The 25,713-nt window shown below is 29.9% G+C and carries 19 protein-coding genes, 1 rRNA gene and 3 pseudogenes (1 of these 23 running past the window's edge); 2 read left to right on the forward strand and 21 right to left on the reverse strand.

Annotation, left to right across the window (positions count from 1 at the left end):
- The 8 genes and pseudogenes from IGK61_RS09205 to IGK61_RS09240 form a co-directional block, all read right to left on the reverse strand.
- Window positions 1–1,054, reverse strand: a 16S ribosomal RNA gene (locus IGK61_RS09205) (it extends 505 nt beyond the left edge of the window).
- 540 nt (window positions 1,055–1,594) lie between these two features.
- Window positions 1,595–1,780, reverse strand: coding sequence for a hypothetical protein (locus tag IGK61_RS09210; protein WP_005230211.1), 186 nt, complete (start codon window positions 1,778–1,780; stop codon window positions 1,595–1,597).
- A gap of 139 nt (window positions 1,781–1,919) precedes the next feature.
- Entirely contained in the window at window positions 1,920–2,441 is a 522-nt protein-coding gene (locus IGK61_RS09215) for a GNAT family N-acetyltransferase (RefSeq protein WP_074535282.1), read from the reverse strand.
- A gap of 65 nt (window positions 2,442–2,506) precedes the next feature.
- Window positions 2,507–3,445, reverse strand: coding sequence for a dihydroorotate oxidase (locus IGK61_RS09220; RefSeq protein WP_074535281.1), 939 nt, complete (start codon window positions 3,443–3,445; stop codon window positions 2,507–2,509).
- Between the two features lie 182 nt (window positions 3,446–3,627).
- Window positions 3,628–4,578 carry an alpha/beta fold hydrolase gene (locus tag IGK61_RS09225; protein WP_240934879.1) on the reverse strand — a complete coding sequence of 317 codons (951 nt, stop codon included), beginning with the start codon at window positions 4,576–4,578 and terminating at the stop codon, window positions 3,628–3,630.
- A 304-nt stretch (window positions 4,579–4,882) separates the two neighbouring features.
- A pseudogene (locus IGK61_RS09230) lies at window positions 4,883–5,056 on the reverse strand (iron-sulfur cluster assembly protein); the annotation flags it as partial.
- 348 nt (window positions 5,057–5,404) lie between these two features.
- A complete protein-coding gene (locus IGK61_RS09235; protein ID WP_438844799.1) occupies window positions 5,405–5,686 on the reverse strand; it encodes a hypothetical protein in 282 nt (93 codons plus the stop codon).
- Between the two features lie 163 nt (window positions 5,687–5,849).
- The gene (locus IGK61_RS09240; RefSeq protein WP_438844800.1) at window positions 5,850–9,935 is read right to left on the reverse strand and encodes a YobI family P-loop NTPase; all 4,086 of its coding nucleotides are present in this window, start codon (window positions 9,933–9,935) and stop codon (window positions 5,850–5,852) included.
- Between the two features lie 779 nt (window positions 9,936–10,714).
- Between IGK61_RS09240 and IGK61_RS09245 the strand changes: the two genes are divergently transcribed.
- Window positions 10,715–11,584, forward strand: a complete 870-nt coding sequence (locus IGK61_RS09245; protein WP_438844801.1) for a hypothetical protein — start codon at window positions 10,715–10,717, stop codon at window positions 11,582–11,584.
- Between the two features lie 309 nt (window positions 11,585–11,893).
- Here IGK61_RS09245 and IGK61_RS09250 read toward each other — a convergent pair whose 3' ends face one another.
- The 3 genes and pseudogenes from IGK61_RS09250 to IGK61_RS09260 form a co-directional block, all read right to left on the reverse strand.
- Window positions 11,894–13,192, reverse strand: a complete 1,299-nt coding sequence (locus tag IGK61_RS09250) for a hypothetical protein (protein ID WP_016620803.1) — start codon at window positions 13,190–13,192, stop codon at window positions 11,894–11,896.
- A gap of 238 nt (window positions 13,193–13,430) precedes the next feature.
- Window positions 13,431–13,927, reverse strand: a pseudogene (locus tag IGK61_RS09255) (recombinase family protein); the annotation flags it as partial.
- Between the two features lie 746 nt (window positions 13,928–14,673).
- Window positions 14,674–15,621, reverse strand: coding sequence for a hypothetical protein (locus tag IGK61_RS09260; RefSeq protein WP_438844802.1), 948 nt, complete (start codon window positions 15,619–15,621; stop codon window positions 14,674–14,676).
- 305 nt (window positions 15,622–15,926) lie between these two features.
- On the opposite strand from IGK61_RS09260, the gene IGK61_RS09265 reads away from it, so the two are divergent.
- Entirely contained in the window at window positions 15,927–16,208 is a 282-nt protein-coding gene (locus IGK61_RS09265; protein WP_229080291.1) for a hypothetical protein, read from the forward strand.
- 711 nt (window positions 16,209–16,919) lie between these two features.
- On the opposite strand, the gene IGK61_RS09270 is transcribed toward IGK61_RS09265, so the two are convergent.
- The 10 genes and pseudogenes from IGK61_RS09270 to IGK61_RS09315 form a co-directional block, all read right to left on the reverse strand.
- Complete coding sequence (locus IGK61_RS09270) at window positions 16,920–17,219, reverse strand: hypothetical protein (RefSeq protein WP_016620808.1); 300 nt, start codon at window positions 17,217–17,219, stop codon at window positions 16,920–16,922.
- A gap of 2 nt (window positions 17,220–17,221) precedes the next feature.
- Window positions 17,222–17,404: pseudogene (locus IGK61_RS09275) on the reverse strand (hypothetical protein); the annotation flags it as partial.
- Between the two features lie 298 nt (window positions 17,405–17,702).
- Window positions 17,703–18,068 carry a hypothetical protein gene (locus IGK61_RS09280; RefSeq protein ID WP_438844803.1) on the reverse strand — a complete coding sequence of 122 codons (366 nt, stop codon included), beginning with the start codon at window positions 18,066–18,068 and terminating at the stop codon, window positions 17,703–17,705.
- 151 nt (window positions 18,069–18,219) lie between these two features.
- Window positions 18,220–18,675, reverse strand: a complete 456-nt coding sequence (locus IGK61_RS09285) for a hypothetical protein (protein ID WP_271773263.1) — start codon at window positions 18,673–18,675, stop codon at window positions 18,220–18,222.
- A 41-nt stretch (window positions 18,676–18,716) separates the two neighbouring features.
- On the reverse strand, window positions 18,717–20,207 hold the full coding sequence (locus IGK61_RS09290) for a helix-turn-helix domain-containing protein (RefSeq protein WP_438844804.1): 1,491 nt from the start codon (window positions 20,205–20,207) through the stop codon (window positions 18,717–18,719).
- A gap of 296 nt (window positions 20,208–20,503) precedes the next feature.
- A complete protein-coding gene (locus IGK61_RS09295; RefSeq protein WP_271773261.1) occupies window positions 20,504–21,562 on the reverse strand; it encodes a WxL protein peptidoglycan domain-containing protein in 1,059 nt (352 codons plus the stop codon).
- 48 nt (window positions 21,563–21,610) lie between these two features.
- Entirely contained in the window at window positions 21,611–22,105 is a 495-nt protein-coding gene (locus tag IGK61_RS09300; protein WP_128489884.1) for a hypothetical protein, read from the reverse strand.
- A 190-nt stretch (window positions 22,106–22,295) separates the two neighbouring features.
- Complete coding sequence (locus IGK61_RS09305) at window positions 22,296–22,988, reverse strand: hypothetical protein (protein WP_438844805.1); 693 nt, start codon at window positions 22,986–22,988, stop codon at window positions 22,296–22,298.
- A gap of 28 nt (window positions 22,989–23,016) precedes the next feature.
- Entirely contained in the window at window positions 23,017–23,196 is a 180-nt protein-coding gene (locus IGK61_RS09310) for a hypothetical protein (RefSeq protein ID WP_229080283.1), read from the reverse strand.
- 644 nt (window positions 23,197–23,840) lie between these two features.
- Window positions 23,841–25,304, reverse strand: a complete 1,464-nt coding sequence (locus IGK61_RS09315; protein ID WP_016620816.1) for a helix-turn-helix domain-containing protein — start codon at window positions 25,302–25,304, stop codon at window positions 23,841–23,843.
- Between the last annotated feature and the right edge of the window lie 409 nt (window positions 25,305–25,713).

The raw sequence follows: 25,713 nt of genomic DNA on the forward strand, positions 1-25,713 counted from the left end.
CCCCCGAAGGGGAAGCTCTATCTCTAGAGTGGTCAAAGGATGTCAAGACCTGGTAAGGTTCTTCGCGTTGCTTCGAATTAAACCACATGCTCCACCGCTTGTGCGGGCCCCCGTCAATTCCTTTGAGTTTCAACCTTGCGGTCGTACTCCCCAGGCGGAGTGCTTAATGCGTTTGCTGCAGCACTGAAGGGCGGAAACCCTCCAACACTTAGCACTCATCGTTTACGGCGTGGACTACCAGGGTATCTAATCCTGTTCGCTCCCCACGCTTTCGAGCCTCAGCGTCAGTTACAGACCAGAGAGCCGCCTTCGCCACTGGTGTTCCTCCATATATCTACGCATTTCACCGCTACACATGGAATTCCACTCTCCTCTTCTGCACTCAAGTCTCCCAGTTTCCAATGACCCTCCCCGGTTGAGCCGGGGGCTTTCACATCAGACTTAAGAAACCGCCTGCGCTCGCTTTACGCCCAATAAATCCGGACAACGCTTGCCACCTACGTATTACCGCGGCTGCTGGCACGTAGTTAGCCGTGGCTTTCTGGTTAGATACCGTCAAGGGATGAACATTTCACTCTCATCCTTGTTCTTCTCTAACAACAGAGTTTTACGATCCGAAAACCTTCTTCACTCACGCGGCGTTGCTCGGTCAGACTTTCGTCCATTGCCGAAGATTCCCTACTGCTGCCTCCCGTAGGAGTCTGGGCCGTGTCTCAGTCCCAGTGTGGCCGATCACCCTCTCAGGTCGGCTATGCATCGTTGCCTTGGTGAGCCGTTACCTCACCAACTAGCTAATGCACCGCGGGTCCATCCATCAGTGACGCAAAAGCGCCTTTCAACTTTCTTCCATGCGGAAAATAGTGTTATACGGTATTAGCACCTGTTTCCAAGTGTTATCCCCTTCTGATGGGCAGGTTACCCACGTGTTACTCACCCGTTCGCCACTCTTTTTCTTTCGGTGGAGCAAGCTCCGGTGAAAGAAAAAGCGTTCGACTTGCATGTATTAGGCACGCCGCCAGCGTTCGTCCTGAGCCAGGATCAAACTCTCATAATGATTTGTTTGAATGACCATACGGTCATTAAGCTCATAAAAATTAACTTTGCTAGCTATTGCTTGCATGTATTTGTTTCAATAAATTGAAACGTCCTACACATTGGTTCGTTTGCTTGCTTTGTTCAGTTTTCAAAGGTCTACCGTGCTGTGTTAGCAACTTTTATATCATATCAGAGCGACATTTGATTGTCAACTCTTTTTTAAAAGTTTTTTTCGCTCGTTGTTTTTCAACTTCGTAGCGGCTGTCTCAGCGACTTAATTAGAATAACAAATGATTTGTTATTTGTCAACAACTTTTTTCAATTAATTTTGTTGATGTATCAACATTGATTAACTGTTTTATTATTGCGACTTCGTTATAATATCATCTGTTTCATTTTTGGTCAAGTCTTTTTTGAAGATTTTTCAACTGTTGTTTTGACCCGCTGGCTCAATTGCCAACGTTGAATACTTTATCACTCTATGAATGAAAGAGCAAGCTTTTTTTCTGAAATTTTTCCAATTAACAAAAACAAAGAAAAAAACTACCCAAAAGGTAGTTTAATCAATATCGATCGTACGGAAACGGATTTGATTTTGATCGTCTCGTTTTAAGGTTGTTTCTTCTTTCAAATAAGAGAACTTCTTCTCATCGATCGCTGGATTTTCAAGCATTTCTTCATAACCTGCAAAAATATCATGGATGTATTTTTTATAAGCTTTTTTCTTTTTGATTCTTTTCTTCATTTGGCACCGTCCTTTACGTGCTTATCTTAGCAAGCCGAAAGGATTCTGACAACCATTATCCACATTTTCATACCAAAAATTCACTTTGACACACCTTTTCCATTCTTTCAGCCAAGTGACAAGAATGGAAAAAGAATGTTTAGTTTGTGATCAAACGTTTTTGAAACGCCAATCGCTCTCCATTCGGAAAAGGAAATGTTACCTCTCCTTTATATTGATAGCCAGCTGCTTGGATATTCTTTTGCATCCCAATATTGGCTTTATACGTATCGATACGCAAATCAACGATTCCTTGCTCTAATGCAACCACTTCAAGAGCTTGCAGCAATTTGGCACTTAACTTTTGCCCTTTAAAATGAGAACTGACAACGACGCGATGAATGGATAGATACGGACCGTTTCCATCCCACCCTGCGCCGGTAATTGCGTTGTAGACAGGATCATCACCAGAAACCAGTGCCGCAGACGTTGCGATTTTCCCATCTTTCACTAACACATAGCTTTCGCCTTTTGCAATATCTTCTTTGATTTGAGTTTCTTTTGGGCCATAGCCATTTTGCCATTGTGGTGATCCTTGAGCTTTTAAAAAAGCAATTCCTTCCTCAATCAGCGCCATTAACTCCGTTAAATCGTCCTCAGTTGTTTTACGAAATTTCTCCATTTAACCCCACCTTTCTTCTATCACTTTCTTCTATAAAAAGAAACAGAGGATGATAGAAAGTCGTTTTAATCAATCGTTTTTAGTTTGCCTTGAAATTCACTGATTGATTGATATCCTTTTTCTTTCATGATCGTTTCTAATTCTTTCGTCAATCGTTCAAAGATCGCCGGCCCTTCTTTTTGCAACTCTGTGCCGATCTGCAACATAGAGGCACCACACAACAAATGCTCATACGCATCTTGACCATTACGAATCCCACCTGTACCAATAATTTTGATTTCTGGCTTGAGACGTGTATAGAAAGCCCGCACATTGGCTAATGCCGTTGGTTTCACATATTCGCCTCCGAGACCACCAAAACCACCTTTTGGTTTGATGACTACCGAGTCAGTAGCAGGATCGATGAATAAAGCATTCCCAATACTATTGATTGAATTGATGTAGGTTAACGGATACTTGTTTAATATCTTAGCCATCTCATCAAAGTGAGCCAAATCAAAGTATGGCGGCAATTTGACACCTAAAGGTTTTGTGAAAAAACCAAAGACTGTTTCAAGAATTTGATCGGTCAAAGGAAAATCATAGGCAACTTGTGGTTTTCCTGGCACGTTTGGACAAGAAAGATTCAACTCAGTGATTCCTTCAAAATCACTTTCTTGGATCTTCTTCAATAACTCAATGTTTTCAGCCACACTCATACCAGCGACAGAGAAAAAGAAAGGCGCTTGCTGAGTCATTTCCTGCTGTTTTTTGATGGCATAATCTAAGTAGTAGTCCACCCCTAGATTTGGTAATCCCATCGAATTGATGCTTCCTAAGGGTAAATCGGTATAACGTGGTTCTGGATTTCCGGCACGTGCTTCTAGCGTTGCACTCTTTGTGATAAATGATCCAGCTGCTGATACCGCTAATTCATCTAATTCCTCGATCGTCATACAATGGACTCCTGAGGCGTTCATAAACGGATTTTCGTATGTAAATTTCCCAAAATTCGTAGCTAACATTGATTCATTCCTCCAATCTTTTCAACTAGTTTACCGTTTCATTTCTGAAAATGCAACGGTCCTTTTACAAAGCTCCTCTTTCAATATAATTGTTCATTTTTCGGGATGCTCAGATTGAATGCCTATTTGCAATTCTATTAGTTACACGAGTCGGGTACAGTATCAAACTGTCCGTTAAAAAATTAAAAACACTTTACTTTTGAGAGTACTTCCATAAATTTGTCTGGTTCATCAATAAATGGCATATGAGCGGAATGAGAAAATGTATAGAAATTTTTTTCATTTGCATCGACACTGTGAAAGAATCGTTTTGCCTCTTTATACGATGTTGAACTATCCAATTCTCCATGAATGATATGAATCGGGATTTCAATATTTCTAACTACCTCTTGAAGTGGTGTATCTAGGATTTGACTGATGAGTTTTTCAGAAGCTTGAAACATTCCTTTAAAGAAGCAGATTTTTTCATTAACAGTATAATACGGAAATAGAAAGACCGCTTTTAACAGCTTACTATTTTGATAGCCTTCACGTGTCACTCCAAATCCATACTTTTCTGTATATTTCATACTGGCACTTCCATAAAGCATACTTTCTTTATTGATTTTATATGTATCGAAAAAGTTGTCTGGCAGATCAAGTTTTTCAAATCGGCGTAACGCTATTTTGTCATTTCTTCTACAAGCCTCTTTTAAAATTGCCTGATATTTTTCTTTTTCTGAATTCCTCATACAATTTATTTGTCCCACACCAATATATGCATAATAATATTCTGGTTTTTCTTGAACAGCGAGACTCGCTATGTAAGATCCCCAAGAATGGCCCAAGACATAAATTTTGTCTTGATTAAACATATACCTCAATTGTTCTGTCACTTTGAGGACATCTGTTGTAAGTATTTCAATATTAAAAGCCGCTTCATCAGGCAAACTACAAGACATCCCTACCCATCTCTGGTCCCAATAGCAAGTATGGAAATCTTGATTGAATTTTACTTGCCGCTTCCATATAAAGGGTAAAATTGGTGCAGTTCCATGAACGAATAATAAAACTGGAGCATTTTTGTTCATATTTCTTTCTACAATTAAGCCTTGCTTCACTCCGTTTATTTCTAAATATATTTTTTCAATCATTAGAACCCCATTTCTCTTTTTCATTTATGAGTACGCTATTTTCGTTTTGATTTTTCCACGCCTTGAATTAAAGTTCTATAAGAACTTATTATAACTGCCTTAGTTCCTACTTTATCATAATTCTAACTATAATATCATTACTTTTTATAAAGTTTAAATACCATAAAATAACTACTAAATTTTCCGATATCCAACTATTCTCTTTTTCATTTTCGTTTATTCACCTTTTTCTGAATAAAAAAAGACACTCAATTTCTTGAGCATCTTCAATGGTTCTTTATTATTTCTATCATTATCATGCTTATTAACGAATCCCCAAAGCAATCCGTGCGTAACGACTCATTTTATCGGTCGTCCAAGCGGGATACCAGACTAGTTTTACTTCTGGATTTTTGACTTCTGGAATATCGCTTAATGCTTCGTGTATCGATTCAGTCAATACGTCGGCTAAGGGACAGCCCATTGTTGTTAAGGTCAAGTGCTGTTATATCAGCATTTCTATCGCTTTTTCCTGCGTTAAAGCGATAGTATCTCATCGATTCCAGTGCATCTTAGAAACCAAAATTCTGTTCTTTTTATTAACTTTTATAGATTCATTATACCTCAAAAAATGGTTGAAATGTCCCTTAAAATGGCTTGGACTACATACTCAATGAGGATTTTTTTACGCATCTCGTCTGTAGTCCAATTAAATTTCTTCAAAAAAACAAACAATTCATAATCTCAAATACTTTCAGAAATATGTCCTTAAATACAGCTCAAAACCATCGCTAATTTTTCATTTTTTTATAACAAAGAGACAGATTTAAAATTGATAAATTTTATTTTAATGGATGAACTTTCTTTTGTCTTTAGGGATTAATTCTATCAATAAAATTGCTGAAGGATAGTATTTTTGCATATATTCCTTTGCACCTAATATATTGGCATCTTCAGAAGCGTATAGTTCTTCTTTTAATTGTCTCATATCTATTGCAATACTACTCAGTAAATCAACTGCATCTGCAAATTCTTTATCTTCATGATAAGCATCGTAAAAGTCGTCAAGCTGTTTACAAATAATTACTCCACTTGCAACAAAATTTAATAGAGATTTATTGATGTCCATATCTACTTACTCCAGTCTGTTTTCGGAAATACTTCTTTTAATTCCTCTACAATTTTTACTCTTTTAGACAAATTTTCATTCATACCAGAATATATAATCTTCTCTACTTCTTTATTTTTATTATTATTCAGATTCTTTCTCCCAGTATTTATGCTGAATTATGTCATAACAATTCTGTTTTTAGCTCTTCAGGCACTTTTCTTCGCATGTTCACCTTTATAACGGAACCTTCTTTTACGTAAAAAGTAGATACTATACCAATGTTATCTAGATTATTCACTAGCTCTACATTTTGAGGCGTATTTTCTATTTCAACTGATTTATTTTTTCCATTTTCATCAATAGTCAATTCAGAGATTGGTTTGTTTTGTGTTCCGAGCCAATATGTTACATTTTTTATAGAAATCTCATTCAACTTTTTATTTTTGAAAAGATTATTAAGTAAATCAACGAATAATTGTGTGTTTGATAAACTTTCAAAAATACAATTATAATCTTCTACTGTAAAATCAGTAATATTATTTACTAAAAACGAACTTAAGGTTTGTTCAATTGTTGATTTATTTAATGTCATCTCTTGTAAGTTAAAGATAAAATATTCTTTTAAGTATTCAACATCTATATTCTCAAACAATTTTACAAACAATGTATCATTAGAAGAAACTCCTCTTTCGAACATAATATCCACTAATCTAGTATTTTGGAAAAAGTCATCTGATTCTTCATTAACAATAGTACTTAGCAACTCTTTAATTGATTCAAGTTTCCAATTCTTTATGAGAGAAAACACTTCTTCTTCTGATAAATCAATCTCAGAATAATTTTCAAGCAACTCATTTGGGTGATTAAGTACTACCTCGACAATTATACCATCTTCCTTAAATTTACTAACGTTTTCCATATTAAAATCAATTAAATTATTTTTAGCTAAGATGTGAGTGCTTTGACTTGAAAGCTTTCCTGCATCATATGTTGTAATCCCTAGTAGCTCAACATTATTCTCTGTAATAACTATCGCTTGATTATCAACCATCTTTTTAAGCAATACTTTTAACTTATCTTTTGAATCAGATTTATCATATTGTTCTTTAAGTGAATTCACTTCATTCTGATTAGTGAATATTGAGTTCATTACAGACAAATCAATTTCTACTTCTTCATAATAATCTTCTATATTTTCCCATGTGATACTACATTTTCTCTTCGCTAATAATGTTGACCAAAGCGAAGAATCCGTTACTTGTCTAATTTTTTCTACTGTAACATTTGATTTATCTATTAGGTCTGTCCTTATAGCTAGTTTATTAAGTTTTTGAGAATTTAATATACTTAAAAAACTTTCCTCTGTTTCAGACAATTCGTCTAATGAAAAGAGAACTTCATCTACAAAATGATATAAGTTCGTATTCGTATTTCTGATTAAATTATCTATCTTAGAATTTAATATATTTGCGTAAGAGACCGCTTTTAATTCATCTGAATTTTTGTAGTTTAAAATTTTTGAATACATATCTTTATCATATCTATACAAATTATATTGAATAAATTTATTGTATTGTTCTTCAGACAAGTTATTTAATTCTAAATCATCAAAATAGATTTTCGCATAATCAAATGCCTCTTTATTATGTTCAGATAAGACTTCCATAATGGTATTAGACTCTACATAATCTTCTATTTCTATAAAGAAATTAGGTCTATTTAAAATGTTCTCACTTATTAAGAATTCATAGTCAGTTGCATCTTCATTGTCTTCAAACTCTTCATTACCTTCATAAACTGGTTTTTGCTTATTTAATACTTGCATTAATAGTTTTTTCCTATTATCTTCACCATAATATAGGGTTATGTTCCCTAAACAGACATAAAAAATCAAGTCAATCAATCGGTTCTTTTCTGAAGCATTGCATTTTTCTATAAAATCATTCGTATATTTTCTTAATAATTCAAAAACTAAATTAGCGATATTCAATTTATTTTCATTTAAAATTATTTTCAAATTTTCTAAATAAGTACCTTCTTCTTGAATAAAAAATTTTTCTAAAACTATATCACGAATCTTATATTGGTCTTTATAGCTATTAGCAAATAGGTACTTTAAAATATTGATGTTAAGTATTCCCTGCTTTTCAAAATCTTGTGGTAAAAGTTCACTAACAAATCCTTCTGGATTATCAAGTTTTTCGTTAAATTCAACACTTTGATTAGATTTCAATTTAACTAATAGATTCTTATCATCAATAGTCATACTTTTTTCATAAAAAATAGAAAGATACGATGAGTAGTCTTCCGCTAAATAACCATTAGATAAAATATACAAAATAAAATCCTTATCTTTATTGTCGTATTTTTCTTTTGTCATTTCTGCATCTATTAATTCCACTAAATCAGAATACTTTTTTAATTTTTGTTCCAAAGATGCTCTGTTGAAACTATTTAACTCATTTCTCTTTAAATCGTACTCTTCCTTTTTCTTCTCTCTTCTTTCTTTTAAAACAGAATCTTTTTCTTTTAATATGTTAATAAAACTGCTTTTTGAAATTGTTTTTATTCCTCGATACGGGGAATTGAAATCAATATTCTCTTCATCGTTATCTAAAATGTAATCAATAATTGTCATATCTAAAGCTGTTAGATTTCTATAATCTCCGTTGATTATAATCTTGTCATTCCTAGAAAGTCCTTGTTCAAATAGAAATTTCTTTATTTCAGATAACTTATCGATACTTAATTGTTGCTCTATTTCTTGAAATCCAGTTTCAATTATTGTTAGCTCTTCATTTACTCCTTCAATTAATTCATCATCAAATTTTCCCTGAACAATTATTTCATAGATAAAGCCTTGTGACTTTTGTAATCCTGTAAATGCAGAAGGAACTAGATTTTTTAATGCTATTATTGAAAATAGGGCTTCTTTATTCATACTCCCAGATAAACTTCCATGTATATCTAAATAAGTAAAAAACTCATTAACGATATTTGTCAATAATCTCAAATCTGAAATATATAAGGAAATGTCTTTTAAAAAGCTCTCAAAGTTTTCATCTAATTTTCCCACTGATTTCTCTTTCATCATAGGTACTAGATATTCCCTAGAATTAAATGTATCTACAACTGGTATTATCGGAATAATCAGCTCAAAAAACTTCGTTCTAATTTCTGATTCATGTTCCTCAATTTTTTCTTTTGAATTTGAAAATATATCCTCTTTCACAGCATATATAAATGTAATTTCCCGACTGATTTGTTTTGAATTATTCAAAAGTAAATTAAGTTCCTTTAAATGTTCAAATACTCTAATGCTTTTAAATCTGTCAACATCTTCAATAACCACTACATCGAATTTATTCGTTTCAAAATAATATAAAATCTCATCAATATACTTATTAAAATAAGAAAAATTATTTTCGTCCTCTTCAAGTGATACATTCGCAAAGTTTAGTTTAGAAAGTTTGAATTGTTTCAAAACTGTCTGAAAAAATTGAAAAAATAAAATACTAGTACTAACTATTAGGACACAATACAAAATCAAATCAAGAAGCTTTGTGTTACTGGCGATATCTTCAACATTACTCAATACTATTTCTTTAAAATTTAGATAATCGTTTAAATAAAAAAAACTTATTAGTGATGAAAGAAAAAGTAAGTATAATGCAACCTTTCTTCTATTCGAAATATGATTTATTTTTTTGAAACGTGAGTATGGTAATTTAGAATTTTTTTCTCTATAAATCATTTGTTTTACCAAACTATTTTCTAATTTTTCATTCAAATCATCAATCTCATCATTTTCCCCATTATCCTTGACCTGTTTTTCCAATTCCTGTTTAGAATATGAACCTAACGATAAATTCAAAACCTTATATTCAGGATGCTTACATTCAAAATTCTTTATTATCGTACTCTTTCCTGAACCATAACTACCCATCAAAGCGATATTAGTAATGTCTGGATTTTTGACCCCATCATCTATTCTTTTAATATATGGATTTATTTTATTTAATTCTTCACCCGTTAAGAGTTTGGGTGACAGACTATCTTGAATAAAACTACTATCACCCAATCTATTCTCAATTTTATTTGAACCTATACGTAACAACACGTTTAATCGATTAAGTATTCTACTCCAAAAATTATTTATTTTATTGATTACTGTATCGGTCTTACTTTTGAAAATTCGAAAAATCTTTTGATGAAAAACCAAGAGAATAATAATTATCATAACAACCATAAAAAAACCATAGACCACTGTTCTCACTTCTTCCATATCTAATTTTAATAATATTATAGCTTATAGTTACGCTTCAGAACAAACATACTATTATTTTACTACAGTGTTTTTTAAAAAGTATGTTCAATAAGATAATTTTTATATTCTTATAAAAGAAAAAGTATCATTCAAAATATTCAGTTCTCTGCTAAATTGATAGGTTTCAAAAAAACTTCACCCTACAATCATGAAAATATTAGCAACAACTACTTCTCTTTTCCAAGCACCACAAAAATTGGTGAAAATGAATCATAGAAATTAATCTAAATTCTGTAATCAAAAATGATGATTTATTTTATCTCGAATTTCATGATAAAAATCATTTGAAAAAAGACCTTAAAAAAAGACAGTATTATCAATGGTTTTATACTTGTTGACAGGAATACAATATTATTGTAGCATCAACGATTTTTACGTCTATTTTTGAAAAAAAACCTCTCAGATTCATGAAAGAAATTTTTATGGGGAATTATCCACTTGAAGATATCTGAGAGATGTTTTGTGTATTAGATGTAAAATGCAAATGCTATGAAATACTGATATACCAACCTTTTTAAATATTCTTGTTTGAAATCTGTCATTGACGATATTTAGTTGAGTCTTTTTACTTTCTTCAATAAAATTTGTTGCATGCTCATTGTTGTAAAGAAAAAAAGTCTATCTATTTATTATTTTCATTAAATTCATTTGGTACAGAACTGCTGTTCAAGTGATAAAATAGATAATATCAATTTCATAATTCGGGAGGCACTCTGTAAATGATTACACCTGAAGTTAGTTCTACAAAAAGATTAAATTACGAGTTTCTATTAACATTATCTTACAAAGAAGCTACTCAACACCTCTTAAATAAGCACGGAGAAGTTTCTGATGATTATTTCAGAGAAAGTTCGTATGAAAGGTTTTTAAAAGGAGAGATTAAGTCAATAACTAAAGGGAAATACAGCAAAACATCTGACGGCTTATATTGTCATCATATAGACGAAAACAAATATTCAAATATGTCTAAACTACCCGTCATAAAAAGATATAAGTACCCTTTTGAATCTCAGAAAAAAGAAAGTTTGACTTACTGTGACTTATTTGAACACTTAATATTACACGCACTTATCATTAAAGAAACTAAAAGTACCTATGGAGTTTCTGGGTACAAGGGATATCTTTATCCAGATGCTGAAAATTGGTATGTGAAAAATAATGAGCCTACGTTAGAATGGATGAGAGTTTGTAAAAATCGTGCATTTTTAGCCCAAAGTGATGCTAAAGAGTTATTAATTAAAGTGGATGAATTTATTGAACCTTTTGTTTCCAAATTTGTTATAACTGAAGATGAGTTAGCTAAAAGAAAAGAACTTTTTAATAAATTGCTTATTGAAAGGAAACAAGAGGAAAAAGAGAAAAAAGAACAGGAAAAAATTGAAGAGATTGCTAGATTAAATGATTTCAACATGAAATACCCTAAACTCAGCGAAATAGGTATTACTGTCGGAACGTCTCGAAAAAAGATATTGAATACATTGTATGAATATAGTTACAGTAATCAATTTCCAAAGAGAAAAGACTTTTACGAATCGAAAATTACTATTATACGGAATGAATTATTAGAGGAACTGAATGATTTACTTTAGAAACTTCCCCTTCAATATACTTAGATTTCTTATAAAAAAATTTAAAATCAAAAATACCAAATAAACGAAATTCTTTTAGTTTCGTTTATTTGGTACATACTATTTATTTGAAATAACTTTTAAAACTTTTTCTTTTTCCATATACATAATATATAGTAAAAAGGTAATCCATGCGAGTATAAAAAATGGATGAATAATAGCAAAGACTCCCATTTATAATCTAAAAGAAAGAACCACTCTGTAAAGTCTTTGTTACTATAAAAATCAGAAAATAGTTCGACTAAAAAATATATCATTTAATTCTGAATTTTATAGGTTTCTATAAAATTCAGAAGTTATACCTTTTGTTGTGTCATTACTATCAAATAGTATGTTTCTTTGTTTGTAGTATTCTTGCCAGACACTGTTAAGATTATAATTATTCCTTTGTCCATGTCGATAAAGTTCAATCCTGTTGAATTGTTCATAAGATTCAAAAGAACCAACATAATCAAAATAATTCAACAGTCCTAAAGAATTGTCAGCCAAAACACCGGATAAAAATGAAATTGCATTGCTTTTAAACAACTTATCCATTTTCTGTATCAACTCGTATTGCAACTTACTTAAGTTAAACCAGTCTCTTTCTAAATCTGCAACGGTACCTAATGCGATTTCTTCATTTTCTCTTCTATTTATTTTCATTGAATTAGAATAAGACCTTAAGAGTTTTCCAAAAAATGTTGCCATCCAGTCAACAAACCTTAAAATCTCGTCTTCCTTAGAATCGGAGTCCTTGACTATCCCAATAGATTTATTACCTTTGACTTTTTCCTTAAAAACCTTAGTAGCTTTTGTTCCTTTATCAAATACGATGTTATACTTTTTCGAGTTTTTTTGATTATCCAAATATTCAATCATCAAATTTGTTTCTAAATTATAGTTCCATGAATAACTTTCTTTGGCATTAAAGCTGATGAATTGTTGTTCAATCATTTTCCCCATCGTTCTACCTACCAAAAATTCATTTTTCTTGAGAGGATACTTTTTCAACATTTTATTAATCCTTAAAATCTCTCTTTTAATCTTGTAATTAGTCTGGCTATTTTTTTCAGAAAAAAGAATTTCTAATAGGTTATCAGTATAATGATTTTGTATGTATTTTGCATAGGAGTATTTCACAGACTCTTCATTATATAATCTATCTATTTTTTTTAATCTCTTAATATCTATAACTAGTGATTGTTCGATAATATATTCTATCTTATTATAATTCACAATTATAAGTTTCATGCTAAATTCTCTTATCATATCTAGGCAGTTCATCAAATGATTGATATATTTATCCTCTACCTGAGTAACCCCCATTTTACCAGTTATTTTTAAACAATCAGTAGCTTTTATTTCATACGATTTATTTGTAGCCAATGGATTTCGTAATGTGTTCTCACTTTCAATAAATCTTTTTTTTAGATTTTGGTTTATCCCAGATGATATCACACAATATGACCGAACATATTCTCTAGATTGATTCTTCTTATCTATATTCAATACAGAAAATGTTTCTTCATTCTTTTTGGTAATTGAACGGTCGTGGTTAGACTCATCTGAATATATTAAATATTCCATCTAACATCCGTATCCCTTTCATAATTTTCAAATGAATATTAATCTATAATTATTGTTGATGTTGTTTACTATGAATTTCCTGTTTATATTGCTTCATATAACAGTTAAATTAGCATATAAATTTTCTTTAACTAGTAGATATATAGACATCATCAAGAAAATCTTTACAAAAATTATAAATTATTTAACACCTCGCATTAAACTACTTATTAAGTATTTACTTCAAAATTCACATCAATAACGATGTTTCACTTGTAGTATCTAAGGTATTGACATTCAAATCCTCAATAAATAAACTCTCAGGATTAAGTAACGCTTTCACCCCTCTGGTAATTGAAATAGAATCTAATACATTTCTTGAGAATCGACTAATACTTTTCACCATAATCAAATCAATCTTATTTATTCGGCAATCATTCAACATACAATTGAATTGTTCTCTATTTTTATAGTGGTACCCGATGCTCCTCTATCGGCATAAATACCGATAAACTCCCACGCTGGATTTAACAATATCTTTTCTTTATACGATTGAATTTGCAATTCAAAACTACCAGATTAAGCTTCGGCATAAGTACTTACTCTGCAATATGCAGCTACCCTTTTTTTCTGTATAGAAGAATTAGTTATTTTTGCAGGAACAACTTCTACTTCACGCTTATTATCAAACGCATCGTTTATTTCCTTTTGTTGCTTAGTTACTTTCTTCTTCTTTCCAGAATCATTCTTATTCATCAGTATCACACCTTAAATTGAAAAAACTACATTTCCATTATATTATGATAGTCTTTTAATACCAAGTAAAATTAATAAAAAGACAAGTAGATTAAATTTACTTGTAATCTACTTGTCTTTTTATTGTAGTCACAAAAATCCCTTTGCTTTTTTGATGGGGAAGTAAAGGAATTTAAACAGATATGTCTAAAGAGATTTTCATTAGATGACATCGGTTTCGTCAAGATACTTTTATTAAAGCCACCCTTTTTAAGGCTTATCTAGTAAAACAATCGTCGTTATTTGTTTTCATTATACTGAAAATGAACCTCAGTTTTTAGAAGTGTTTCCAGTATGCTGAAAACTATTTCTACTTCTTAAAAATCAAAATTATCATACATGGATTTTTTAGTTCCTATTATTTCTAAAAACACCATAAAAATTTATCTCAAAACTTATGATAAAAACCACTTAAAAAATGACCCTTAAAAAAGCCAGTAAAATCAAGGGTTTTATACTTGTTGACAGAAATACAAACTTACTGTAACATCAACGATTTTTCAATGTATTTTTCAAAAAACACCTCTCAGATGCAACGAAACTTTTTTTATGGGTAATTCTACGCTTATTTTTGTCTGATAGGTATTTTTTATTATAGATTTAAACTGGAAAACCAATAAATCGTTGACATATCAATATTTTACTAAATATTTCAGAAGATATTAGTTGGATGTAACTTTCTATAAAAATCTAAAAAATATTCATACTTAAAAATCTGGCATGGACTGCTTTTCTATTTCTGAAGATTTATCTTTTACTTTTTTTAATAGAATTTTTTCTCTTTCTTCAATAGAACTCGTTACATTTTCTAGAAATTCTTCTATTTCAGTTTTATTTTTTGGAAGGGAGCCTGCCTTACCGTATAAGTGACCATCCCATAATGAAATCGGAGAGTATTTTTCACTCTGATTTTCATCTAAATTTAAGAACGACTCTAAATGAAACTTGGTTACATAATCTTCCCAAGCATTAAATGAATCCAAAAATGTCCTTAAACTTTTTAATGCAAAATCTCCATAGTCATTCGCTCCTCGACCAGTATTAAACCCTTTAGGAACAACAATAATATTTCCGATGCTATGAGTTAATTTTGCAAAATCTTTTAGTTTAGGATACTTGTCATATACTTCACTAAATTTATCATTGTTGTATAGTAGAAAATCTATCCATGTGTATTTTTTAGGAACTTCATTGGGTAAATACTCTGGAAAATAATGCTGATAGTATTCAATATATTTTTTGTGAATAACTGAATACTTATCGGAAGCATGTGGTGGAAATCCATTATCAATTTTAGGTAAATTCCTTTTATCTGGTTTTTCTAAAGGTATAAAATTGTCCTTTTTTAAAGAACCTGAAGGTCTAAATAAATCTGGTCTTTCTAATTGCATCATTGTTTTATATGTATGCCAGAAAGAGTGCAATACATCAGTATGTTCGATAGGTTTTCCGTCAGTTAATTTTTCGAATGCCTTATCAACTACTCCATATTTTTCTATATGACCTTTTATTACTTTTCCTTCTTTATCCTGATAATATTTTCCTTCCTTTGCCATTAGTATATTTTTGATAGAATTATTCTTTCCAGTAATATAATTGCTACCTAATAGTTTTTTCTTCAAATCTTTGAGGCAATCTAAATTTTGTTTATTCATTTTCCGACTCCTTTTTAAAATTTTAGCCATTACAAATTTCATTATTAAGGATAGCACTTAACATCTAAAATATTTTTAAATTGTATATAACGTTATTTATTAAGCACTAATACATAAAAATTTCATGATGCTGTTAACGTTTTAAATTCTAATTTAGAATTTAAAGTCGTTATTACTTCAAAGTATTTAGAGAGCAATTAATTGGTTATATTTACAGGTAATTTGATAATATTTGAGTTTTTCATGTTAGTATTGTAGTAACGATAAAAAATAGAAAGTTGGGACTCAAAATGAACACTCACCAGATGCAATTTGGATGGACTATCGAAGCACCTAAGTATTTGTCTATACTAACGAACAAAAATGGCTTAGTTGCTATTGTCTCGGAATATGCTACTTTTGGCGACAATCAATCATTATTAATTACGTTATCAGAAACATCTGCTGAAGTGGCAGTAACTCCTCACTATATTTCATCTTTAACGATTTCAACAGAGAAAAAGATTAAAATAGCTACCTCGCCATTTTATGAACAACAAATGGTTGAAATTGAAAAAATGAACTCTGATAGTCAAATCACAGATTAATACTTCTAAAATCTTATTGACTACTAAAATCAATGGTACTTTCTTTGCTAAAATTCAAAATAAATTCTATGCTGCTTAAATTGCGTTCTAAGCGATTATAAATTTTTAAGTATAATTCATCGAAAATCATTCCCAAGACACTCAGGGATGAAGATAGACTGTTCAAAACACTTTTGTCGTTATTTATACACATGGATATTTAATACACAATAAAATATATCATTAAAGATATATTATTGGTTTGATGATGTTTAGGGATGCTTTCCTCAAAATATATTCAGACTTGAATTCATGATTAAAAATCGCTAACTTGTTATACTAATAAATATAAAGAACAATATTGCTGGAACTCAAAAATACGAACACTGGTATATCAACGTTTTATAGCTATGTCAATCACACTACTACCAAGTGTAAAGTTAGTTTTGCGTAAAGATATATGTGAAAACAGGTAAATCCCCCTAGATTCTATTGACTTTTTTTGACCTTCCCATTATACACATCTAGAGGGAATATCCTTATAGATGTGTATACTGATTTCTATCAATTATGCCAGTATTTTCTAGGGAAAAATATACGTATTTTTCTTTTTCAATACGCAGTTTTGAAGTGATATAAAAAGAGATAATATTCTTAATACATAGAAGTAATCCTTTACTATCATAGGTTATTAACAAAAAAGACAGATAGAAATACTACCTGTCTAATATACTAACTTAATTTATATATAACATTCTTAGATGAATACTTCTCCTTGATTCCTAACTGATTATACAGTTCTTTATTTAGTCTACACGTGTTTAATCCATATTTATTATATATATCAGCTCTTAGTTTCTTGAACCTTTCTGTATTATCACGAACCTTTAATCTCCTTGCTTTATCTACCTTAGAAATAACATCCTTTTCGTATACATAACCCTTTTCTTCAATCTCTCTCATAATTATACTAACTGCTGATTTTTCTAACTTCTCACTTGCTTGACTTAGGTTATTGTCTGTTTTACTCATCTTTATTTTTTTCTGTTCAACAAGTGGTTTATAGGATTGTGGAAAATCCTGATTAGCTTTTTCTTCTCCGAATAGTCAGCGAACCAACGCATTGCGAATTGGTTCTCAAACAAGAACGATGGCTGGTCGAAACGGTCTTTCGCTAAAATGTTACGACTGGAGCTCATACGCTCATCCAAGTCTTTCGTAGTAAATATATTGATTTAACAGTATTTAAATGAATATATTGGTTAAAAAATTAGAATTACTTCGGATTTGAATTCCTTTTTTATAGGTCCCCATCTTACACAGTTAAATTTGTTTATCAACAACTTTTTTTAGACAAACCAACGTATTATTGATATAGTTTTTCTCCAGTTTAACCTAATACCCCTGTCAATATCTTTTTGTAAAAAGATTTATTCTTCCAGAAACGCATATTATAAATTCGATATCCGTTTGTTATTAAATCAAATCATATTTATTGGATAAAGAATATAAAATTTATTGGGCATAAGTTGCTAAATGTCCATTTTCTCGATAAACGTGAAATCTTTTATTATTACTATTATGTTTATTATCCATAAGTTCATTTTGAAGTTTTGGCATACGTAACAACAAAGTGATAGTTCTTGAATAATGTTTAGATAGGTATTCATCTACTGTGATAAACCCTTCTTTTATATAGTTCTGTTCATATTCATCACTTAATTGAACAATATCAATTGCTTTATCAGAAAACGCAGAATCAATCATTTCATCTGAGCATTCCGATAATTTAGACTCCCATTCGTTCAATTCCTCAAATGTTAAACATGAATTGATTTGAAAAATAAAGTCAATTAAATGCTTATCATTTATAGAAACCATAAAATATCTCCTATATATTTTTTCAAAGTGCTTCCAATATATACAATAATAACTATACCAATTCAATTTTCTAAATCAAAAAATTTTACAGATTAAAAGCTACTGCAATTATGCCTACATAAATTCATATTCTATTGATAAGTAAAATTTCTTACGGTCTTTTAACCCAGCAATCTCTATATTCATATATATTAACAACTTCAAAACTCTCATTAAGATTATTTACCGCAGTAATCAAGTCATTATTATCGCAATCAATGTTTGCTACTAGACATAGCTCATCCGTAAATCCAAAACAATCTTTGTATTCTATAACGTAGGATATCACATCCCCCCAGTAATGTTCCAATTTAACATAATCATGAATGTCTTCTAATTCTGAAATATTTACAATACTGTATATATCCTTTGTTGTATAGTGGATAATATTTATATTGTCTATAGACTCTTCTAAGTAATTCAATACATCTTCTATTTTCTCATCCACATCTATTATCAACGCTCGTTCTAAAGTATTTCCAGCTTTATCACTAAAAAATCTTACATTAACCATTCTAGCTTTTCTGATTTTTTCTAATGTTTGTTTGTTTGTTTTCAAATTTAACATCTCCTATATAGTTTCTATTATTTCAATATTTATTCTTGATTTTACTTTCCAATCATTGTTAGATTTTTATATATACATTTTTCCATGATAAGAGATTGGATTAGTAAATTTAATCTCTCCCAATTCTCTTTTTTTTGTATACAATCCATAAAAACAACATTTACTTCTTTTGATGTATTTCCTATAGCACAATCTGATATTACGATATCAGCTTTTACAACATTAGTCGTGAATTGGATAAAATTATGAGAGTACATTTTAGACAAAATATTCTTAACAACGTTGATATATTCTGGCTGATTAATTCCAGTCACTGCTATATAAATTAAATCATCCTCTTGAAACAAAATATTGGATGCAATAATTTGTGTTAGTTTCTTAATATAAATCATATCTTTTTCATCAAGGATACCTGTTTCATTTGCTGATTCTAAGACTATTTGTTCTATATCCGTCATTCTTTTTTGAGTACTGCTTAGAATTTCTCTTGACAAAAAATTCTCTGTAAATAAATGAGTGTAACTCCATGTATTTATAACAATCTCATAAAAGATAATATTTAGCGTTTTAGTGTCTACAAAATATTTATTACGAAGTTTGTTAGTTACTTTTTCAGAAAAGTCAACAATGGTAATATGATTAAGCGATTTTAACTTTTTTCCTCTGTTACATTTTTCATCATCACTAATGAACTCAGGAATAAATATATATCCCCAGAAACTGTAATACACTAGCTCTTTTTTAATTGTATCTGTATTTTTCAGAGGTAACTTTTCTATAATGGGAAGACTATCATCTACATTTTCCATACAGCTTAAAAGCTCCAAATCATGATTTTCCACATTCTCCACAAAATACCCCTGAGATATTGCATTTTCCATTATAGAAAACATTAGTTGGTGATTTGCTCTTGTTGTATCCATCGCGTCATAATTTTCAGAAACAGGGTCTTTAATTGAAATAAAACTGTTGTTCAAATAAGTATCGCAAGCCATCAATTCAAACAGATAGTGATACATTCTTATGCATGCTTCAGCCCCTGAAATATGTATCCAATCTGCATTCTTCTTTATGAAAATAGGAATCTTTTGTGTAGTAAATACCCTTTTTATATATTCGAGCAATTTGTAACAATACGAAACACTGAACATCAAATCTTCTGATATATCTACAATCTTTGTTTTACGATGTTTAAATAAGTAATTTATCAACTGATAATATTGAGAGTATTTAAAATAAATTTTTTTTATTTTTCCGAAAACCTCAATTTTTTTCATATTATCTGAAGCTAATTCAAAGTATAATTTGCCATCATTTTCTTTCAAAAAGAAAATATCTTCCTCAATAAATCTATCAGCATCATGATTTATTTCTAAAACTAGGTGTTTAATTTGTGTGGTACTCTTATTCAGTTCTTCACATAAGCTTTTGACAGAAACCTCATCATTAATAAGTGTTTTCTTCAATATGATTAATTTGTTTACTTGCTTCTTTGTTATGAACAAGCTATAGACTTTTTCAATGTAATACATTTCAAATCCTCCGATTATTGTAATTTCCTTATCAAAAAAGAACTTAAAGCTTGTAAGGAATATAAGATTCAAATAATTATTAGATTTGTCATCTTAGGCACATACACTCCACTACTAAAAAAAAGCAGCTATACAATTAAATTTCAACAATCCATATATCTTTATCATCCAATCTATAAAAATTATCTTCTTAAATACTATAACACTATAAACAACCTATGGATTATCCTCATTTTTATGATTTTAAACAAAACATAATAAAATAAAAAGTTGACAAAAAAAAGTCTGAATATTTATTATTCAGACTTTTTTTGTTTGCGATACAGCAAAATAATGGTGATAATAAGAAGAGCAACGATTGCTGTTAATAAAACAATTACCCATATGTTTGAGTCTTGACTTACAACTACATTATTTGAATCTTCTGCTTGCTTTGATATTTCTTCCAATTCTTCCTTTGTGTAATTAAATTTAGTAATTTTTTCTTCACCATCAACAGTTATTTTGAACTGATATTCTCCAGACATTAATTCCGCATCACTAACTAAGGGAATGTTTAATTTCGTTTTTGTAACAGGAGTTAAAGTAAGTACTTCTTCTTCAAATTCACCTTCTGAAATTATATCTCCTTTTGGGTTAATGACTTTGTAGGGACCACTTTCTGCATATTCCACTATGGGATTATTATTAATTACAGAGAAACTTAAAACTATAGAATTCTGTGAATTGATAAATTCAAATTCACCATAGTCTTGCTCTTTTTCAGAATCTAACTCATTCATTTTGAGGCGAAACAAGACTACCTTTTCATAAACATGGACAATATCTGCAGAATTCTCGTTTTTTTGCTCACTCAGTGTTTGAGAAAAATTTAAACCACCTAGAATTTCTCCATCAAGTTCTTTGTTTAAGTTAACAACAACGGATATATCTTCACTTTGATTAGCCTTGACTTGGACTATACCATCTTTTAATTCACCGTTATCATTAGTTATCTTCACATACTTACTAAAGTCATAATCTTTATCCATTAGATTTTCTGTATTTTCCACATAAGTTATTCCAGCCATCGTCGATATAGCAACTGATGTATATACATTAACGTCTAAATCTTTATTACCAATATTGGTAATCGTCGCTGTAAACTCATAATTGTTGTTAAGTTCAGGAGTAAATTGCATATAGCTATCTCTATACTCATATTCTTTAGGATGAACATCTACTAATATTGATGCATCAGTATCCTCCGAAGCAACAACTTCCTGTATGTAAAATAAACTACCTATTACTAAAACGAATATAAGAGAAAACACGTTAACAAAAACGCGTTTTCTCATTTTACTTTTATTTTCCATCATGACTCCTGTTTTCTTATATCTTTGTTGTATTAATCATTTCAATCCTCAGGGCGTTACTGTGGTTGAATCAATTAAACTTACTGTAATCTTATACAATTCTTTCTGCTCGTCATTATACAATGTTGGGTCAAGAGTAGCTTCAATAGTAACATCACCTGTATTTTTAGTTCCGCTATTTGTTTCAGAAATATTTGAATCACCTGCATTCACAAAGGTTGCATCTAAACCAGCACCATCAGTTGATACTGCTATTGCGAAACGCTCTGCAATATTAGCAAAAGTTCTATTTTCAATATTATACGTAACAGAAAATGGTTCAGGGTTAAGTTTTCCGTTAGGCTGTTCTGACTCGAAATCAATTTGTCCAAAATCGAAATCTACAGAAGTAACATCTGGATTAGTTAATGCAAGACTTGCACTTACATTACCTTCTTTAACGTCTACTGTCTTTGTTGACTCCTCAGTCGCGTGAGCTGTATTCGTAAATCCGATTGCAGATAGAGCAAGTATTGCTGTTGATGCTAAAAGAGTTTTTTTCATAATAATATCCTCCTATTTTTGTAATTGTGAAATCTATTACAATTAAAATTATACAGGAAATCTCTAAGCTATCTTATCTAATATTTTCGCAATCTCAAAAAAAAGGGATAATAACCTCTCATAGCGTTATTCATTAATACATTTACTTCTTTTGATTCATTTTATAATGATAAAATTCAAGAAACCTATCTTATGAATTTTCACCAGAATTATCTTGGTCTGATATATTTTGATTGTCATTGTTATCTTCTTCATCTAAGTTACTTTCATCATTTTCACTTTCGCTCATATCCTTAACATCTGAATCATCTGGTTTTTCATCAATAATTTCCCCAGATGAACTAGTTGAGTTATCGTCCTTTTTATTATTGCTCAAAGTGTTTTCATCAAGAGAGCTACTTGTTTTGTCATTTTCAAACTCTGAAATATCATCAAAACTATCTACATTTTTTTTCACAAAAGTAAATGTAATGGCAGTTTCATTCTCTGGTGAATGTTCATATTCATCCATGCTCAAAACGACTTCATAATTTAAATTTACTTCTCCTTGGTTTGATGTTGGTAAAAGGATTCCAGAATAGGTATTGCTTAAAGTATCTATAAACCTAGCAGTAAGCCCCTTACCTTCAGTAGATATTACCAATGAATAATCTAAAGAAGAATTTACATCATATTTTATCTTCACAGTTTCAATTTGTTTTACTGTTCTAGTTGAAAAGTCTAAATCGTTCAATGATAAAGTAACTTCATCAGCCTCAATGTTTATCTCATCTTTAATTTCATTAGCTAAACTTTGTTTGCCGAAAATTATTAACACAAATAGTATACAGCAATTAAGAAATATTATTTTACTTTTTTGTAAAAACATAAAAATAGTATTCATATTGTTTCTCCTTTACCAATACTACTATCTAATTAATGGGACGATTTTCTATATTGTTTGCTATTATCTCACAGGTTTTTTCTAATAAAATAAAATCCGCTCTATTTTTCCTAGCTATTTTCACTTTTTTCATAAAGACTGATTTTTTCTTAGATTCATTCACTGTTTCACGAATATTATTTTCAACTAGATATTTCAAGCTATTCAAGTCACATTCCCTGAGTAAATTTTCACTTGTATTGTCATTTATTGTCTGAAAATGATACTCGAGAAATCTACTATTATTCATGACTTTTCTATATCTGTTTCTACTTACTAACAATTTCCCCCAACTTTCTTTTGGTAACCCAGATTTAAAATATAAAATTTGTTTTAATGAAAAAATATTTTAATATGATTAATAGAAGCTATTTTCTTAATCTCTGCACATAATTATTCCCCATGCTTTTCACATTAACCACATCTCCAATTTATACTTTTAAGTAATTCACATCCTTCTAACTTGGTAGAATCTATATTCTATAGTTTAAATGACAAATGTTAACTAAAACCACTTTAATCTCCTTTGGGAATTATCTCACATTTATAATACTCCACCTTTATATTGGACACTTATCTTCTTTTATTTATAATATTTAAATATTAGAGAATTATAATCTTTTTTGCGTACTCTTAAATAGAAAATTGTAAGTTGTCAGTATTTAATGTAAAAACAAAGTTATTCTTCCATGTCTTTTGAACTCAATGAATTCTTCAAATTTTAGATTTTTTTCAGATATATGAGTTTGTACCATAAAGATGTTATTTCCTAATCCTGCACATATTTTTAAGTTTGTATTTAGTCTAAATATATTATCCTAGTTTTGATATAATTCTTGCTTGAACCACTGAATTTAAATTATCCCAATGGTCCTTATTATGTATATCCCTAAAAAAAGCAAAATCCTGCGAATTGTCATGGTTTAGAATACCATCCGAGACTAATATATCTGCTTCATTATGATTAGAACTAAATTTAATGATTTTCTCATTGAAAATTGCAAGCAATTTATTTTGAATAACAGGTACATATTCAGGATGATGTAACATAGATATGGCAATAACCACAGTTTCTTTATTTTGAACAGGTAAAAAATAAGATAAGATGTGGGATAATTTATTTGCAAAAAGTTCTTTATCTCCAACTTGTAATTCGAAATTTAAGACTGTATTTAAAATAATATTTTGAACTTCATGAATTCTGTTATCATTACTATATTGACTAGTGGTGCCATTTAGATTTTCAAAATAAATATTTTGATAAGCCCAAGTATTAATAATACATTCATATAAAATAATATTTTCAACGTCATATTTTATATGAAACTTCTCCGACAATGCCTCTAAAACAGCAACTGAGAAATCAACTATTTTGTTACCTTTTATAGATTTAAATTTCTCCCCTAAAAAAACTTTGTCTCTTTTACTTGTAGTTTCTGGAATTAAAAGCTGTCTGCAAAAATAAAAAAAAGCAAGCTCGTTTTCTTTTTCTTCCATATTATTAATTGGAATTAATTTTGTTAATGAAATATCTTCATATAATTCTTTCATAATATTAAATATTTCGAGGGATTTTTTATCTAGGTCTTGAACTAAATACCCACGAGAAACGGCATTTTCTAGGATTGATAAAAGAATTTCATGTTTCACTTTAGTAGTTTGTAGACTTTTATAATTTTCACCAACTAAGTCGATATTCACCCTTGTTTGTCTATCTGCAAAAACATTATATGCCATCACTTGTACTAAATAATGATAAGTTCTTATATACTTCTCATTACCTTCCAAGGAAATTGATTCGAAATCGCTGTTTATAGTGATTGGAATTCTTTGTGATTCAAAAATATCTCTTAAACGGCTAATCAATTTATAGCTATATGATTTACTAAACATTAATTTTTCTGAAATATCTACCACACGTGTCTTGCGATATTTTAATAAATAGAGCAATAAACGAAAAAAAGGTGATTCATCAAAAAACTTTTTCTTAAGATTAACAAACACATTCAGTAAAAGTTCTTGACTAAATCCTTCGATTAATCCTATAGTATTTTTTTCTTGAAAAAACAATGATGAAAAATCATACTCCAATTGTCCAACATTCTCTTCTAATTCAACCAATAATATTTTTGTTTGATACATTGTTATGTTTAATATTTCACTTAATTTATTCAATGAAATATATTTTTCTGTTACTACAACCGTAAATAATTTCAACTTTTCATTTTGCTTTCTTGTTAGATAGTGACTGCTAAAAGTATTCATTATATATTCCATTCATTTTACCAACCTTTATTTAAAAGAGACTGTATTATTAAGCTTTTGTTTAATTATCTGTATACTTATTTCACGATTTTACATAACGATTTCACAGCGTTAAAATCACATTAGTTATATTTAAGAATGCAATATATTACAAACCATTTGAAAATAAGGAATCATTATAATCATTATCATATAAATCTTATTATTTTTATTAAATGTATTATTTATCACGTTACACTATGTGATTTTTTCAGCAAATCTTTTTAGCTATTCATAATTGTGTTTAATATTAGAAATACTATTATCAAACATCAGACGTTGTAGAAATTTCGTTTAACTCTAGAATTCACAAAGATAGTGACCAGATTAATGGCTAATTTTTTCATCTAAATGAAAAGAACAAAAGAAGGAACACTAATTC

The sequence above is a fragment of the Enterococcus sp. AZ063 genome (assembly GCF_051715045.1).
Taxonomy (GTDB): Bacteria; Bacillota; Bacilli; order Lactobacillales; family Enterococcaceae; genus Enterococcus_D; species Enterococcus_D casseliflavus.